This is a genomic window from Luteimonas sp. A649 (assembly GCF_054072735.1).
In genome coordinates this window covers 184,856-199,425 of the sequence record NZ_JBSVRQ010000001.1, presented here as the reverse complement: position 1 = coordinate 199,425, position 14,570 = coordinate 184,856, and the positions used below count along the sequence as shown (strand labels likewise).

Annotated in this window: 10 protein-coding genes and 1 pseudogene; 4 read left to right on the top strand and 7 right to left on the bottom strand. The window is 70.1% G+C overall.

The features are described from left to right. Positions 1 to 24: 24 nt before the first annotated feature. Positions 25 to 942: pseudogene (locus ACW5E8_RS00930) on the top strand (phosphoribosylaminoimidazolesuccinocarboxamide synthase); the annotation flags it as partial. Between the two features lie 46 nt (positions 943 to 988). Here ACW5E8_RS00930 and glnE read toward each other — a convergent pair. Then, the gene (glnE, locus tag ACW5E8_RS00925) at positions 989 to 3,787 is read right to left on the bottom strand and encodes a bifunctional [glutamate--ammonia ligase]-adenylyl-L-tyrosine phosphorylase/[glutamate--ammonia-ligase] adenylyltransferase (protein ID WP_456963632.1); all 2,799 of its coding nucleotides are present in this window, start codon (positions 3,785 to 3,787) and stop codon (positions 989 to 991) included. A gap of 142 nt (positions 3,788 to 3,929) precedes the next feature. Here glnE and ACW5E8_RS00920 point away from each other — a divergent pair, with 142 nt between their 5' ends. Beyond that, entirely contained in the window at positions 3,930 to 4,658 is a 729-nt protein-coding gene (locus tag ACW5E8_RS00920; RefSeq protein ID WP_456963631.1) for an FkbM family methyltransferase, read from the top strand. A gap of 140 nt (positions 4,659 to 4,798) precedes the next feature. Here the strand turns inward: ACW5E8_RS00920 and ACW5E8_RS00915 are convergent, their stop codons facing one another. Genes ACW5E8_RS00915 through ACW5E8_RS00905 form a run of 3 tightly spaced genes read right to left on the bottom strand, consistent with a single transcriptional unit; the run spans position 4,799 to position 8,473 of the window. Beyond that, positions 4,799 to 6,415 (bottom strand): phytoene desaturase family protein, encoded by a 1,617-nt coding sequence (locus ACW5E8_RS00915; protein ID WP_456963630.1) that lies wholly within the window; start codon positions 6,413 to 6,415, stop codon positions 4,799 to 4,801. Positions 6,416 to 6,419: 4 nt separating this feature from the next. Next, positions 6,420 to 7,562, bottom strand: a complete 1,143-nt coding sequence (locus ACW5E8_RS00910) for a UDP-N-acetylglucosamine--N-acetylmuramyl-(pentapeptide) pyrophosphoryl-undecaprenol N-acetylglucosamine transferase (RefSeq protein WP_456963629.1) — start codon at positions 7,560 to 7,562, stop codon at positions 6,420 to 6,422. Continuing rightward, a complete protein-coding gene (locus ACW5E8_RS00905; RefSeq protein WP_456963628.1) occupies positions 7,559 to 8,473 on the bottom strand; it encodes a DUF808 domain-containing protein in 915 nt (304 codons plus the stop codon). Before ACW5E8_RS00905 ends, ACW5E8_RS00910 begins: the two co-directional genes overlap by 4 nt. Positions 8,474 to 8,626: 153 nt before the next feature. Here ACW5E8_RS00905 and ACW5E8_RS00900 point away from each other — a divergent pair, with 153 nt between their 5' ends. Beyond that, on the top strand, positions 8,627 to 9,202 hold the full coding sequence (locus ACW5E8_RS00900) for an ECF-type sigma factor (RefSeq protein ID WP_456963627.1): 576 nt from the start codon (positions 8,627 to 8,629) through the stop codon (positions 9,200 to 9,202). Further along, a complete protein-coding gene (locus ACW5E8_RS00895; RefSeq protein WP_456963626.1) occupies positions 9,192 to 11,813 on the top strand; it encodes a protein kinase domain-containing protein in 2,622 nt (873 codons plus the stop codon). The genes ACW5E8_RS00900 and ACW5E8_RS00895 overlap by 11 nt, the downstream gene beginning before the upstream one ends. A 66-nt stretch (positions 11,814 to 11,879) precedes the next feature. Here ACW5E8_RS00895 and groL read toward each other — a convergent pair whose 3' ends face one another. The 3 genes from groL to ACW5E8_RS00880 all read right to left on the bottom strand — a co-directional run bounded on the left by groL (position 11,880) and on the right by ACW5E8_RS00880 (position 14,540). Then, the gene (groL, locus tag ACW5E8_RS00890; protein ID WP_456963625.1) at positions 11,880 to 13,520 is read right to left on the bottom strand and encodes a chaperonin GroEL; all 1,641 of its coding nucleotides are present in this window, start codon (positions 13,518 to 13,520) and stop codon (positions 11,880 to 11,882) included. A 53-nt stretch (positions 13,521 to 13,573) separates the two neighbouring features. After that, entirely contained in the window at positions 13,574 to 13,861 is a 288-nt protein-coding gene (locus ACW5E8_RS00885; RefSeq protein ID WP_132986752.1) for a co-chaperone GroES, read from the bottom strand. 172 nt (positions 13,862 to 14,033) lie between these two features. After that, positions 14,034 to 14,540 carry a hypothetical protein gene (locus ACW5E8_RS00880; RefSeq protein WP_456963624.1) on the bottom strand — a complete coding sequence of 169 codons (507 nt, stop codon included), beginning with the start codon at positions 14,538 to 14,540 and terminating at the stop codon, positions 14,034 to 14,036. Positions 14,541 to 14,570 lie beyond the last annotated feature (30 nt).

Sequence of the window (14,570 nt, the reverse complement as noted above, 5' to 3'; positions counted from 1 at the left end):
CCCCCGACGGCTGCGATACGACCCATGGCAACGACCCTGATCGAAGCCCGCCTGCCCGGCCTCGAACTGCTCCACCGCGGCAAGGTCCGCGACGTGTACGCGCTCCCTCCCGGCTCCGGGCCGGAGGCGTTCGGCCCGCTGCTGCTGATGGTCGCCACCGACCGCCTCAGCGCCTTCGACGTGGTGCTCCCCGACCCGATTCCCGGCAAGGGCGAGATGCTCTGCCAGGTGTCGAACTTCTGGTTCGACATGACCGAGCACCTGGTGCGCAACCACCTCACGGGCATCGACGTGGCCTCGGTGCTGCCGGCCGGCGTCGATCCCGACGCCTACCGCCTGCGCTCCGTCGTCACCCGCCGGCTGAAGCCGGTGCCGGTCGAGGCCATCGCGCGCGGCTATCTGATTGGCAGCGGCTGGAAGGACTACCAGCGCACCGGGCGCGTCAGCGGCATCGCGCTGCCCGACGGCCTGCGCCAGGCCGAGAAGCTGCCGCAGCCGATCTTCACGCCCTCGACCAAGGCCGCCGCCGGCGACCACGACGAGAACATCGACTTCGACACCATGGTGCGCACCATCGGCGCCGAGCTCGCCGAGCAGGTGCGCGACGCCACCCTGCGCCTGTACGCGTTCGCGGCCGACTACGCCGCCGAGCGCGGCATCATCCTCGCCGACACCAAGTTCGAGTTCGGCACCGATGCCGATGGCCGTCTATACGTCATGGACGAAATGCTCACGCCGGACTCGTCGCGCTACTGGCCTGCCGACGGGTACGAGGTGGGCACCAGCCCGCCGAGCTACGACAAGCAGTTCGTGCGCGACTACCTTGAAACGCAGGACTGGGACAAGACCGCGCCCGGCCCGAGCCTGCCCGCGAACGTCATCGATCGCACGCGGGCGAAGTACGCCGAAGCCCTGCAGCGCCTCGCCGGCATCAGCATCGACGATGACACCGCCGCGGGCAGCGAAGTCCGCTCGGGCAGCGCGGGCGCTAGCCGGGGCTGAGTCCGGCGCCGTGCAGCGCGTCGCGGATCGCCGCACGCGCCGCGTCGAGGGCGTCGTCGGCCGCGGGCACGACCCGCGCGCGCCGGTCCAGGGTGCGCTCCAGGCCCAGCGCCACCAGCAGCGCGTGCGCATCGCGCAGGGCGGATGCCGCATCGCCATCGAGCAGGGCGGCACCGCGGCAGGCGTCGATCAGGGCCGGCGTCGAACGCGGGCCGAGCAGTTCCGGATGTGAGGCCGCACCACCCAGCACCAAGGCCTGCAGCAGGAACTCCAGGTCGACCAGGCCGCCTTCGCCCTGCTTGAGATCGAACAGGCCGTCGCGGCCGCGGTCGAGTTCGGCGCGCATGCGCGCGCGCATTCCCGAAACGTCGGCGGCCAGCGCGACCGGATCGCGGGGACGCCCCAAGGCTGCCGCGCGCACGCGTTCGAATGCGGCGTGCAGCGACGCGTCGCCCGCCACGCAGCGCGCGCGCACCAGCGCCTGGTGTTCCCAGGTCCATGCGCGCTCGCGCTGGTAGGCGTCGTAGGCCGCCAGCGACGACACCAGCAGTCCGCTGCCACCATCCGGGCGCAGGCGGACGTCGACCTCGTACAGTTGCCCGGCACCGGTGGGGGTGCCGAGCAGGAGCACGATCTTCTGCGCCAGGCGCGCGAACCAGCGCTGTGCCTCCAGCGGTCGCGGGCCGTCCGACTGCGCATCGGCCGACGCGTCATACAGGAACACCAGGTCGAGGTCGGAGCCGACCCCGAGCTCTTCGCCACCGAGGCTGCCGTAGCCGATCGCGGCGAAGGGCGCGTCGGGCACCGTCCCGTGGGCGGCGCGCATTTCGCGTTGTGCCAGCTCGACCACGGTGGCGACCACGGCATCGGCCAGCCAGGCCAGCTGGCGGGCGCTGTCGACCGCGGGCATGCGCCCATCGAGCGTGGCCAGGGCGATGCGGAAGCTCAGCGCCTGGCGGGTTTCATTGAGCGTGAACAGCGCGCCCTCGAGATCGTCGCGAGACAGCACCGCGGCGCAGGCGGCGTCGACCTGCCCGCGCCCGGGCATCGGTCCCTCGACGCGCGCATCGAGCAGCTCGTCGAGCAGCAGCGGGTGCGCCGCGACGCGCTCGGCGAGGAAGGCGCTACGCGTGACCAGGCCGATCAGCCGCGACAGCGCCGCGGGCTGCTCATCGAGCAGGGCCAGGTAGCTGGCCCGGCGCAGGATGTTGTGCAGCAGCGCCAGCAGGCGGCGAATCGCCTGCAGCGGACGGTCGGCCGGCACGCTGGCCTGCAGCATCACCGGCATCACCCGGTCCAGGCGCGCGCGCGCGGCGTCGGACAGCTCGCGCACGCTGGGCGACCGCGCGAAGTCGCGCAGCGCGGCGTCGACCTCGGCTGGATCCCCGAAGCCGGCCGCGGCGAGCACGCCGGCATCGCCGCCCTCGGGCAGGGCGCGCCAGTAGCCTGCAAGGTCACCGCTGACCGCGCCGCGCGATTCGTCGCGGTGCGACAGCAGGGCGTCGAACTCCGCGGCAACCAGCGCGCGACGCCGCGTGACGTCGGCGACCAGCGCAGGCCAGTCGGGATAGCCCAGGCCGTCGGCGATGCGCAGCCGGTCCAGCGGATCGTCGGGCAGGACATGGGTCTGCGCGTCACGCAGCATCTGCAGGCGGTTTTCCACCCGGCGCAGGAACAGATAGGCCTCGGCGAGATCGCGCGCGGCGTCCGGCTCCACCTGCCGCGCCGCGCGCAGGGCATCGAGCATCGGCAGCAGCCGGCGGCCGCGCAGCGCGGCTTCGCGGCCGCCGCGGATCAGCTGCAGCACCTGCACCAGGAATTCGATCTCGCGGATGCCGCCGGAGCCGCGCTTGACGTCGTCGGCCAGCTCCTTGCGCGCGACCTCGGCCTCGATCGCCGACTTCATCTCGCGCAGGCCGGCCAGCGCGCCATAGTCGAAGTAGCGGCGGTAGACGAAGGGGCGCAGCGCTACGAGAAAGCGCTCGCCGGCGTCGAGGTCGCCGGCCACCGGCCGCGCCTTCTGCCAGGCATAGCGCTCCCAGTCGCGGCCCTCGCGCTGGAAGTACTGCTCCATCGCCGCGAAGCTGAGCGCCACGCGCCCGGCATTGCCGAACGGTCGCAGGCGCAGGTCGACGCGATGGCAGAAGCCGTCGACGGTGGGTTCGTCGAGCAGCTTCGCCAGCGCACGTCCCAGGCGCGCGAAGTACTCCTCGGCGGCCAGCGGGCGCGGGCCATCGCTCTCGCCGGCCTCGGCGTAGGCATAGACCAGGTCGACGTCGGAGCTGAAGTTGAGCTCGCCACCGCCGAGCTTGCCCAGGGCGAACACCACCAGGCGGACCGGGGTTCCTTCGCTGTCGCGGACCACGCCGTGGCGGCCGATGAATTCGCCCTCAAGCGCCTCCAGTCCCAGCTGCAGGCACTCCTCGGCAAGACGGGTGCTGCCCGCAAGGGTGTCGGCGACATCGTCGAGCCCGTTCACGTCGCGCCAGACCAGCCGCGCCGAGGCCGCCATGCGGTACCTGCGCAGCAGCGCGGGCCAGGTGTCGGGCGCATCCGGGTCCAGCAGGGGCAGGGGAACCTGCGCCACCGGATCGGCCAGCAGCGCTTCCAAGGTGGACGGCCGGCGGATGAACACGTCCAGCGCGAAATCGCTGGCGCCGGCCACGCGACGCAGCGGTTCGCTCCCGCGTTCGGCCAGTCCTGGCGGCAGTCGCGCGAACGCACGCGCAACGTGAGCGCTCAGGGCCAGGGACGGGGCGCGGGCGGCAACGGTGGAGGGATCCATCCGGGGGATTGTGGCACCCCGCCCTCCCGGTCGCCGCGCACTTGGCCGAGCAGGATGGTCTGCCGCGTTCCTGCCAAGAGCATGCCGACACCGGGACGCGCCGGGACGGGGGGGTCGCTTGAAGCTGGCATTCGATATCGGCATGTACGACGGCGCGGATACGGACTATCTGCTGCGATCGGGTTTCCGGGTCGTCGCCATCGAGGCCCAGCCCGGCCTCTGCAGCCAGGCGGAAACGCGGTTCGCGGAGGAAATCGGGGAAGGCCGACTGACGGTCGCCAACGTCGCCATCGCAGGCAGGGAGGGGGTGGCCGATCTCGCCCTGTGCAGCGACGACATCGGCTCGAGCTCGATCGTCGCCGGGAAGCTGGGCGGCCTGCGCCACGGCGGCACGCTGCGGGTCGCCGCGACGACGATCCTGTCGTTGATCTCGAGGCACGGCACGCCGGACTTCATGAAGATCGACATCGAGGGCGCCGACCGGCACTGCATCCTGCCGCTGACGCCCGACGTCGCGCCGCGCTACCTCTCGTTCGAGGTCGACGAGGACGTGGCCGAACTGGTTGATCACACGGCCGCGATCGGCTACACGAAGTTCAAGCTGATCGGGCAGACCAGCTTCCTGGAAATAAGCCGCGAACGCGGTGTCGGCTACCGGGCCCGCAACCGCGTGATGACGTGGCTCGGCTACGGCGAGCCCGGCCTGACGCGGCGCAGCGGCCAGTGGTTCCCCCTGATGCACAGCAGTGGCCCCGGGCCGTGGGAGAGCGACGGCGACTGGTATTCCGCCGCAGTCCTGCTCGACAGATGGACGCGAAGCAGTGCAATGAATGGCCGCCAAGGCTGGTACGACGTTCACGCGATGCGTTGACCAGGCGAAAAAAAGCCCGGAACGGCGGACCGTTCCGGGCTTTGCTCCCTCCCCCACGTCGGGTGCGCAGTGATCGTGAAGGAAACGTTATCCAAAGTGCACGCTGCAGCGCAAAACGAAACCGGCGAGTACAGGAACTGTCAAGTGCTGGTGGCCGCCTTGCGGCCGAAGTCGCGGAGCATTTCGCGCGCTGCATTTCGACCCGGCAATCCAGTGACGCCGCCACCGGGGTGCGTGCCGGAACCGCAGAGGTACAGGGCTTTCAGCGCGCCGCGGTAATTTCCCTGGCCCAGCAGCGGCCGGGCGGAGAACAGCTGGTCGAGCCCCAGCGAGCCGTGGAAGATGTCGCCGCCGACCAGGCCGAAGCGGCGCTCCAGGTCCAGCGGCGTCAGTGCTTCGTAGCCGAGCACGCTGGCGCGGAAGTTGGGGGCGACCGTGTCGACGGTATCGATCATCAGGCCGGCAACGGTGTCGCGGTGCGCGTCCCAGCCCCCGTCGACGTCCGGATTCACGTGCTGGCAGAACAGGCTGGCGACGTGCTGTCCCGGCGGCGCCAGGGTGTCGTCGAGCGTCGAGGAAATTACCAGCTCGACGATCGGCGCGCGCGACCAGCCGGCGTTGTGTTCCTTCGACTTCGCATCGAAGTAGGCCTGCTCGAAATAGCGCAGCGAGTGGCCGACCAGGATGCCGCTCTGGTGGTGCGGCTGCAGCGCGGTGCCCGGCGCGGCCGTGAAGTCCGGCAGTTCCGACAGCGCCACGTTCATGCGGAAGGTGCCGGACCCGCAGCGGTAGCGCTCGATGCGCTGCGCGGTGTCGTCGTCGAGGTGTTCCCGCGGCACCAGCTTCGTGTACAGCAACTTGGGATTGAGATTGCTCGCCACCGCGGCCGCGCGCAGCTCGCGGCCGTCGGCCAGCGCGACGCCCACGGCGCGGCCACCCTCCACCAGCACCTGCGCGACCTCGACGTCGGTTTCGATGGCAACGCCGCGCGCGGCGCATTCAGCGGCCATGGCCTGCGTGATCGCGCCCATGCCGCCGATGGCGTGGCCCCAGGCGCCTTGCTTGCCGTTCACCTCACCGAAGACGTGGTGCAGCAGCACGTAGGCCGACCCCGGCGTGTAGGGACTGGCGAAGTTGCCGACCACCGAGTCCCAGCCCAGCGCTGCCTTCAGCGGCTCGGACTCGAACCAGTGGTCGAGCAGTTCGCCCGCCGACTTGGTGAACAGGTCCAGGAGGTCGCGGCGGCCGCGCATGTCGAGGCGGCCCAGGCGCCGCGCCACCGACGCCGACGCCAGCCAGTCGGCGAGCACGAAGCCATCGGACACGTTCGGCGGCGTCAGCTGCATCAGTTCGCGCAGCACCACGACCACGCGTTCGAGCATCGCGAAGTAGTCGGGCAGCCGCGCGGCGTCTCGGGCCGACCACTTCGCCACTTCGGCCGTGCCGTGCTCGCCACCGAGGCGGAAAGCGCGGCCGTCGGGCAGCGGCAGGAAGTTCGAATACGGCCGTTCCACCACGCACAGGCCATGCTGCGCCAGGCGCAGGTCGGCGATCACCTGCGGGTTGAGCAGGCTCACGGTGTAGCTCGCCACCGAGTTGCGGAAACCGGGGTGGAACTCCTCGGTGACGGCGGCCCCGCCGACGATGCCCCGGCGCTCGAGCACCCGGACCTTCAGGCCGGCGCCCGCCAGGTAGGCCGCACACACCAGACCGTTGTGGCCGCCGCCGATGATGAGGACGTCGTCGCGCGCGGCCATGGCGTCAGCCCCGGGCAGACCCGGCACGCGACTGCAGCAGCGCCTCGACCTCATCGGCCAGGCGTGCCGCGGCATCCGGCCGTCCGAGCCGCGCGGCGGAATGGGCGGCCGCAGCCAAGGCCGTCGGATCGGTGAACAGCGCATCCAGCCGCGCCGCCAGCGCGGGCGCGGTGAACCCGCCGGCGTCCTCGGCCATGCACCAGCCGGCGCCCAGACGCTCCAGCGCTTCGGCATTGCCGCGCTGCTCGTCGCGCGAACCGCCCTGCGGGATCGGCACCACGATCGCCGGGCGCCCCACCACCAGCAGGTCGGCGATGGTGGTCGCGCCGGCACGGGTCACGACCAGGTGTGCGTCGCGCAGCCGCGCGGACATATCGTCGAAGAAGGGTTGGAGGTCGACCGCGATGCCTGCATCCCGCAGCTGCGCGGCCACCGCATCGGCATCGTCGCCGCGGTATTGCAGCGACACGCGCAGCCGCGCGCGCAGTGCGGCGGGCAGCGCCAGCAGCGCCGGCGGCACCACGCGGCCGAACACCGCCGCGCCCTGGCTGCCGCCGACCACCAGCAGATGCAGCGGCGCATCGCCGGTCAGCGGCGGATACGGCGCCCGCGCGGCTTCGAGGATCGTCGCCCGCACCGGATTGCCGGTCTCGACCAGCTTGCCGCGCGCGCCGACGTCCACCCCGCCGATGTCACCGAACGAGGTCGCCACACGGTCGGCGAAGCGCAGCAGCTGCCGGTTGGCCATGCTCAGCCGCGTGCCCTGTTCGTGCAGCAGCAGCGGCAGGCCCAGGCTGCGCCCCGCCATCACTGGCGCAAAGCTGGGATAGCCGCCAAAACCCGCGACCAGTGCCACGCCACGCCGCTTCATGTCCGCGCGCGCGATCGCCGCGGCCCGCGTGATCACCGCCGCGGCAGCGAGCTTGCCGCCGAGGCCGCCCGCCAGGCTGCGCGCCGGCAGCACCAGGTGCGGCAGGCCGGCAAGTGCCTGCGTGAACTGCGCGCCGCGGCGCTCGGTATAGATGACCACGCCGTGGCCGCGCGCCTGCAGCTCGCGCGCCAGCGCCTCGGCCGGGAACAGGTGGCCACCGGTACCGCCGGCGGCGAGGCCCACCGTCCCACGCACGCGTCCGACGCCCGTGTTCAATGCGCGACCTCGGCCGTCTTGCCGCGCAGCTTCCCGACCAGGGCGACCGCGCCCAGCACCAGCGCGCCCACCACCAGGCCCACCATCAGGCTGGCCAGCATGTCGGCGAGGAACGCGGGCACGCCCGCGCCCTCCATCACTTCAAGCACATGGTGCAGGACATCGATGTTGTGCACGAAGATCCCCCCGCCCACCAGGAACATCGCGATGGTGCCGACAATGCCGAGCGTCTTCATCAGCCATGGGGCCGCGTAGACAAGTCCCCGGCCCAGGGCCGGCACCACAACGCCCCGCTTCTGGGCCATCCACAGGCCCGCATCGTCCATTTTCACGATCGCCGCCACCAGGCCGTACACGCCGATGGTCACCCCCAGCGCGATCACCGAAAGCGTGGTGGCGCGGGTCAGCAGCGGCTCGGCGGCGACCACCGCCAGCGACAGCACGATGATTTCGGCGGACAGGATGAAATCGGTGCGCACCGCGCCCCGGATCTTCGTCTTCTCGAGTTCCTCCGGGGTTTCGCCCGATTCCAGCACGGCCTTCGCCCGCGCCTCCGGATCAGGCTTCGCTTCGCGATGGAACAGCTTGTGCACCACCTTTTCAAAGCCTTCGTAGCAGAGGTAGGCGCCGCCCACCATCATCAAGGGCACCACCAGCACCGGCGCAAGCCAGCTGATCAGGAGGGCCGCCGGCACCAGGATCAGCTTGTTGACCAGCGAGCCCTTGAAGACCGACCAGACCACCGGCAGCTCGCGGTGCGCCTTCACGCCGGCCACCTGCTGGGCATTGAGGGCGAGGTCGTCACCCAGGACGCCCGCGGTCTTCTTCGCCGCCACCTTGGTCAGGATCGAGACGTCATCGAGAAGCGTGGCGATGTCGTCGAGGAGGGTGAGCAGGGAGGCACCAGCCATGCGGGTTCCGGGGATTCGGGCAGGACGCGGATTGTCGCACCGCCCGGACCGGCCCCGCATGACGGCCCCTCACCCCGGGGACGCTCCGATTGCGACCAGGCGACGGCCCCTGCTACCGTCGCCCGCTTCACACGTCTCCGGGAGGGGAGTCGCGTGGCCGAAAAGGAAATCACCCAGCTGCTGGTGCGTGCCCGGAGTGGCGAGCCCGAACTCATGGGCGAAGTATTCAAGGCGCTGTATCCCGAACTCATGCGCATGGCGCGCTCGCGGCTGCGCGGGCGGGACGCCACCATGACGCCCACCGTGCTGGTCCACGAACTGTTCCTGCGCGTGACCGCGTCGGAACAGCTGAGCCTGGTCGACCGCCGCCATTTCTTCGCGGCCGCGGCGCAGGCGCTGCGCTGGATCATGGTGGAAGAGGCGCGCAGGCACCTGTCGCAGAAGCGGGGGGGCGGCGCCATCCACATCGAACTCGACGAAGACCTGTCCCCGGCCGCGCCCGCGGGCAGCGCCGATACCGGCGTGCTTGCCCTGCACGAAGGCCTCGACGCGCTGGGAGAAATCAGCCCGCAGCGCCGCCAGGTGGTCGAGCTGCGCTACTTCGCGGGCCTGGAGTTCAAGGAGGTCGCCGAGCTGCTGGAGATCTCCGAGCGCACGGCCCAGCGTGAGTGGGAGCGCGCGCGCGCCTTCCTGCTCGCGATGCTGGACGGGGACGCGGATGGACCATGAACAGCTCGCCCAGTGGCAGGCGGCCGACATCGCCTTCGACCGCTGGCTGGACCTGCCCGCATCGGGACGCGACGACTGGCTGGCGGCGCAGGACCTGACGCCGCCCGTGCGACGCCGGCTCGAGCAGCTCATTGCCGCCCACGAGCGCCCGCGCGCGGCACTGGCTCCCGACGGCAGCAACCTCGCGGGCTGCCAGCTCGGCGACTGGACGCTGGACAGCGAACTCGGCCGCGGCGGCATGGCCGTGGTCTACCGCGCCTGGCGTGAGCAGGGCGTGGCGCGCCAGCAGGCCGCGGTCAAGATCCTGACCCTGGGCGCGCTCGGCGCGATCGGGCGCGAGCGCTTCCGGCGCGAGGCCGAGATCCTGGCGCGCCTGAACCACCCCAACGTCACCGCACTGGTCGATTCCGGGGTGGCCGAAGACGGCACGTTCTGGCTGGCGATGCCGCTGGTCGACGGCGAACGCATCGATCACTGGTGCGACGCGAAGGCGCTGGATGCGCGGGCGATCGTGCGGCTCCACCTGCAGGTTTGCGGCGCGGTGGCGTATGCGCATCGCAACCTCGTGATCCATCGCGACCTCAAGCCTTCCAACGTGCTGGTGGATGCGGACGGCCAGGTGCGGCTGCTCGATTTCGGCATCGGCCAGTTCACCGATGTGGAGAGCGAGCGCACGCACACGATGTGGCGCGCGCTGACGCCCGGTTACGCCGCCCCGGAACAGCTGCGCGGCGATCCGCCCAGCACCGCCATCGACATCTACGGCCTGGGTGCCCTGCTGCACCGGCTGCTGACCGGCCGGACGCCGCAGGGAACGACCGGAGGCGCCGATACGACGCGCCCCTCGCTGCTGGTGCGCGCGACCGACGATGCCTACCACCGCCACTACCTGCCGCTGAAGACCGACCTGGACCGGGTGCTGCTCAAGGCGCTCGCCGAGGAGCCGGAGCAGCGCTACGCCACGGCGGAGGCCCTGGCCGACGACCTGCGTCGTTGGCTCGACGGGCGGCCGGTGATGGCGCAGAAACCGGGCCTGGGCTATCGCGCGCGGAAGTTCGTGGGGCGCAACCGGGTGGGCGTGGCGGCGGCGGTGTTGCTGGCGGCCAGCCTGGCCGGCGGCATCGGGGCCACGCTGTGGCAGGCCCGGGAAACGCAGCGGGAAGCGGAGAACGCCAGGATCCAGGCGCAGCGGGCAACGCGCGTGCGCGACTTCCTGCAGCGTGTGTTCGAGTCCACCGAGCCGGCAGCGGGCGGCGTGCCGGATGCGCTGGAGCTGCTGGACGAAGGCGCGCGCCGCGCACGGGCCGACGTGCTAAGCACCGACCCGCTGGCCGCCGCCGACATCCTGATGCTCACCGGCCGGGCGCGCCTGGCGCTGAGCGAGCACGACGACGCCCGTGCGGACCTGGAGCAGGCACGCGCACTGTTCGCCGCCACCGCGCCCGAAGCCTACCGGGAACGCGCCGACATCGAGGGCGAACTGGCCCAGGTGGCGCGCGTGCGCGGTGAAGTCGACGCCGCGCTGCTCCATTCCCGTGCAGCCATGGCGCTCGGGGAACGTGCGCTCGCAGAACACGGCGACCCCGAAACGCTGCTTGCTGCCAAGGTCAGCCTGGGCATGACCCTGTTCGCCAGCGACCCGCAGGCCGCGAAGATCCTGTTCGAAGAAGTCCTCGCTGCCCTGCCGTCGCATGGCCTGCAGGACACCGTGCTGCACATCACCGCACTCGATGGCCTGGGGGTCACGCTCGGCGTCACCGATCCGGAGGACACGCGGCGGGTGCTCGAAGTGGCCGAAGAACAGATTCGCCTGTCGCGACGCATCGACGGTCCCGAAAGCGGCCATTACGCGACCACGCTGTCGGACATGGTCCCGGACCTGGGCCGGGCGGGCGACCATGTGCGCGCGGAGCAGGTCGCATTCGAGGCGGCCGCGATCGCGGATCGCGCGTACACGAAGCCGCACTCGGGAAGGGCCCGCGTGCACTGCCAGCTGGCCGCCCATCTCCAGTGGCGCGGACGCTATGCGGAAGCCGTGGAGCATTTCGCGATCGCCAACGACATTGCCAGGCAGCTCCAGCTCAGCGACCTGCACGTGCAGGCCTGCTTCCTGTTCGGGGCGTATTCCCGCGCCGTCACGGGGGACTACCAGGGTGCGCTGGAAGACGTGCAGCGCAGCTGGGAGATCGTCGGGCAGCACGACTACCGCCAATCACCCATGGGATACGCGACCTGCGGCACGCAGGCGGCGATCGAGCTGCGTCTAGGCAATCTCCGCGGCGCGGAATCCACGCTGGCCGCCTGTCCCACCGCCGAAGGTGACGTCTCGCAGCTGCAGCATGCCCAGGCCCGCGCGGAGCTGCACCGCGCCCTCGGCAGATTGGATGAAGCCGCGGCCCTTGCGACCGAAGTCCGCAAGACCAGGCCGCCAGAGGCCGGTGATCGCTACTGGATGCGGCCCTGGATGCTGTCCGTACTGCTCGCCCATCAGCGCGGCCAAGCGGACGCAGTGGCTTCGCTGACCGCCGAGCTCGGGGAACACGCCACCACGCCGCCGCTGTCGCATTGCCTCGCGCAGCCGAACGAAACCAGCTGCCTCGCCCTTCCCTGACCAAAAAGAAGAAGGCCCGCGCGAGGCGGGCCTTCCAGTGTTGCAGTCTCGTGCGAGACAGGCGGATCAGAAGCCCATGCCGCCCATGTCGCCCATGCCACCGCCGCCGCCCATGGCGGGCTCGTCCTTCTTCGGCAGCTCGGCCACCATCGCTTCGGTCGTGATCATCAGACCGGCGATCGAGGCCGCGTTCTGCAGCGCGGTGCGGGTGACCTTGGTCGGGTCGAGGATGCCGAACTCGACCATGTCGCCGAACTCGCCGTTGGCGGCGTTGTAGCCGTAGTTGCCCTTGCCGTCCTTGACCTTGTTGACGATGACCGACGGCTCTTCACCCGCGTTGGCCACGATCTCGCGCAGCGGCGCTTCCATGGCGCGCAGGGCGATCACGATGCCGTGGTTCTGGTCTTCGTTGGCGCCCTTCAGGCCTTCGACGGCGGTCTTGGCGCGCAGCAGCGCGACGCCGCCACCCGGGACCACGCCCTCTTCGACGGCTGCGCGCGTGGCGTGCAGGGCGTCTTCGACGCGGGCCTTCTTTTCCTTCATTTCGATCTCGGTCGAGGCACCGACCTTGATCACCGCAACGCCGCCGGCCAGCTTGGCCACGCGCTCCTGCAGCTTTTCCTTGTCGTAGTCCGAGGAGGTCTCCTCGATCTGCGCCTTGATCTGCTTGATGCGGCCTTCGATGTCGGTGCTCTCGCCGGCGCCGTCGATGATCGTGGTGTTCTCCTTCGAGACCTGGATCTTCTTGGCGCGGCCGAGGTCGTTGATGGTCGCCTTCTCGAGCGAGAGGCCGACTTCCTCGGAGATCACGGTGCCACCGGTGAGGATGGCCATGTCTTCCAGCATCGCCTTGCGACGGTCGCCGAAGCCCGGCGCCTTGACGGCCACGACCTTGACGATGCCGCGGATGGTGTTGACGACCAGCGTGGCCAGGGCCTCGCCCTCGACTTCCTCGGCGACGATCAGCAGCGGCTTGCCCGACTTGGCCACGCCTTCCAGCACGGGCAGCAGGTCGCGGACGTTCGAGATCTTCTTGTCGTGCAGCAGGATGAAGGGATCATCCAGCTCGGCCGACATCGACTGCTGGTTGTTGATGAAGTACGGCGACAGGTAGCCGCGGTCGAACTGCATGCCTTCGACCACGTCGAGCTCGTTGTCCAGGCCCGAGCCCTCTTCAACGGTGATCACGCCTTCCTTGCCGACCTTGTCCATCGCCTGGGCGATGAGGTCGCCGATGTTGGCGTCGGAGTTGGCCGAGATGGTGCCGACCTGGGCAATTTCCTTCGACGTCGACGACGGCTTGCTGATCTTCTTCAGCTCGGCCACGGCGGCGATCACGGCCTGGTCGATGCCGCGCTTGAGGTCCATCGGGTTCATGCCGGCGGCGACCGCCTTCATGCCCTCGTGGATGAAGGCCTGGGCGAGCACGGTGGCGGTGGTGGTGCCGTCACCGGCGTTGTCGGAGGTGCGCGAGGCGACTTCCTTCACCATCTGCGCGCCCATGTTCTCGAACTTGTCGGCCAGCTCGATCTCCTTGGCGACGGACACGCCGTCCTTGGTGATCGTGGGCGAGCCGTAGCTCTTGTCGAGCACGACATTACGACCCTTGGGGCCAAGCGTCGCCTTGACGGCGTTGGCGAGCACATTGACGCCACGCACCATCTTGGCGCGCGCGTCTTCGCCGAAGCGGATTTCCTTCGCGGACATTGCAGTTACCTCGAAATTGGATCAGGGAATGGAGTTGCGATGCGCGAGCGCGCTCAGCCGACGATGGCGAGGATGTCGTCTTCGCGCACGATCTTGTATTCGGTGCCTTCGTGCTTGTACGCCGAGCCGGAGTACTGGCCGTAGATCACCTTGTCGCCAACCTTCACCTTCGGCGCGCGCAGGCTGCCGTTGTCCAGCGCCTTGCCCTCGCCCACGGCGATCACTTCGCCCCTGGTCGGCTTTTCCTTGGCGTTGTCGGGGATCAGGATGCCGCCGGCGGAGACTTCATCGGCTTCGATCGGCTTGACGACCACGCGGTCATAGAGCGGCTTCAGGTTCATGCAATCCTCACAAGTGATTGATTTGTTACGTCTAAGGAGCAAATCGGTCGCGTATTCTGGCAGTCGGGCCAGCCGAGTGCCAGAACGCGCGCCGCGAAAACCCGGCAAAGCCGGGATGCCTGTTAGATGGGGTGGTCCAGCCGGGGTTCAAGGCCCCCCGCGCAAGGCGGACTCAGAAGCGCCAGGCCGCCACCAGGCCGGTCTCGCCGTTGTTGGGGCTGTGCAGGCTGGCGTTCGAGATGTGGCGGAGCATCAGGGAGAAGCGGTCCCAGCGCCAGCCGGCGGTGGTGACGAACTGCGGGTCGCCGGAAACCGCGTCGGTTTCGCCGGACTGCGCGCCGATCGCGGCGCCCAGCGTCAGGCCGTTGTCGGTGCGCTCGTAGCGCAGGCCGACGAAGCCGACCCAGACGTCGTCTGCAAGGTCACGGCCGCGCACCTCGCCCCGACCGTCGATGTAGACCGCGCCCACTTCGGCGCGGAGCACGGCATTGTCCAGCTGCCGCAGCTCGGGCAGCCAGGCCACCGAGGCCGCGCGGGTGAACTCGCGGTCGGTGGTGGTGGAGACGCCCGCGGCGAGTTCGATGTCGGTGGCTGCCGCTGCGGGGAACGCAGCGGACAACAGCAACATCGAACAGGCGAGCCCCGCGCGCAGGGCGGCGGGGAGGAATGAAACGTGCATGGGGGGAACACCTGGATGAATTGGGAAAGA

Excerpts from the sequence above, each read along its gene's own strand:
- glnE (WP_456963632.1), bottom strand. The coding sequence starts at position 3,787 with ATGGATCCCTCCACCGTTGCCGCCCGCGCCCCGTCCCTGGCCCTGAGC.
- ACW5E8_RS00920 (WP_456963631.1), top strand. The coding sequence starts at position 3,930 with ATGTACGACGGCGCGGATACGGACTATCTGCTGCGATCGGGTTTCCGG.
- ACW5E8_RS00915 (WP_456963630.1), bottom strand. The coding sequence starts at position 6,415 with ATGGCCGCGCGCGACGACGTCCTCATCATCGGCGGCGGCCACAACGGT.
- ACW5E8_RS00905 (WP_456963628.1), bottom strand. The coding sequence starts at position 8,473 with ATGGCTGGTGCCTCCCTGCTCACCCTCCTCGACGACATCGCCACGCTT.
- ACW5E8_RS00895 (WP_456963626.1), top strand. The coding sequence starts at position 9,192 with ATGGACCATGAACAGCTCGCCCAGTGGCAGGCGGCCGACATCGCCTTC.
- groL (WP_456963625.1), bottom strand. The coding sequence starts at position 13,520 with ATGTCCGCGAAGGAAATCCGCTTCGGCGAAGACGCGCGCGCCAAGATG.
- ACW5E8_RS00885 (WP_132986752.1), bottom strand. The coding sequence starts at position 13,861 with ATGAACCTGAAGCCGCTCTATGACCGCGTGGTCGTCAAGCCGATCGAA.
- ACW5E8_RS00880 (WP_456963624.1), bottom strand. The coding sequence starts at position 14,540 with ATGCACGTTTCATTCCTCCCCGCCGCCCTGCGCGCGGGGCTCGCCTGT.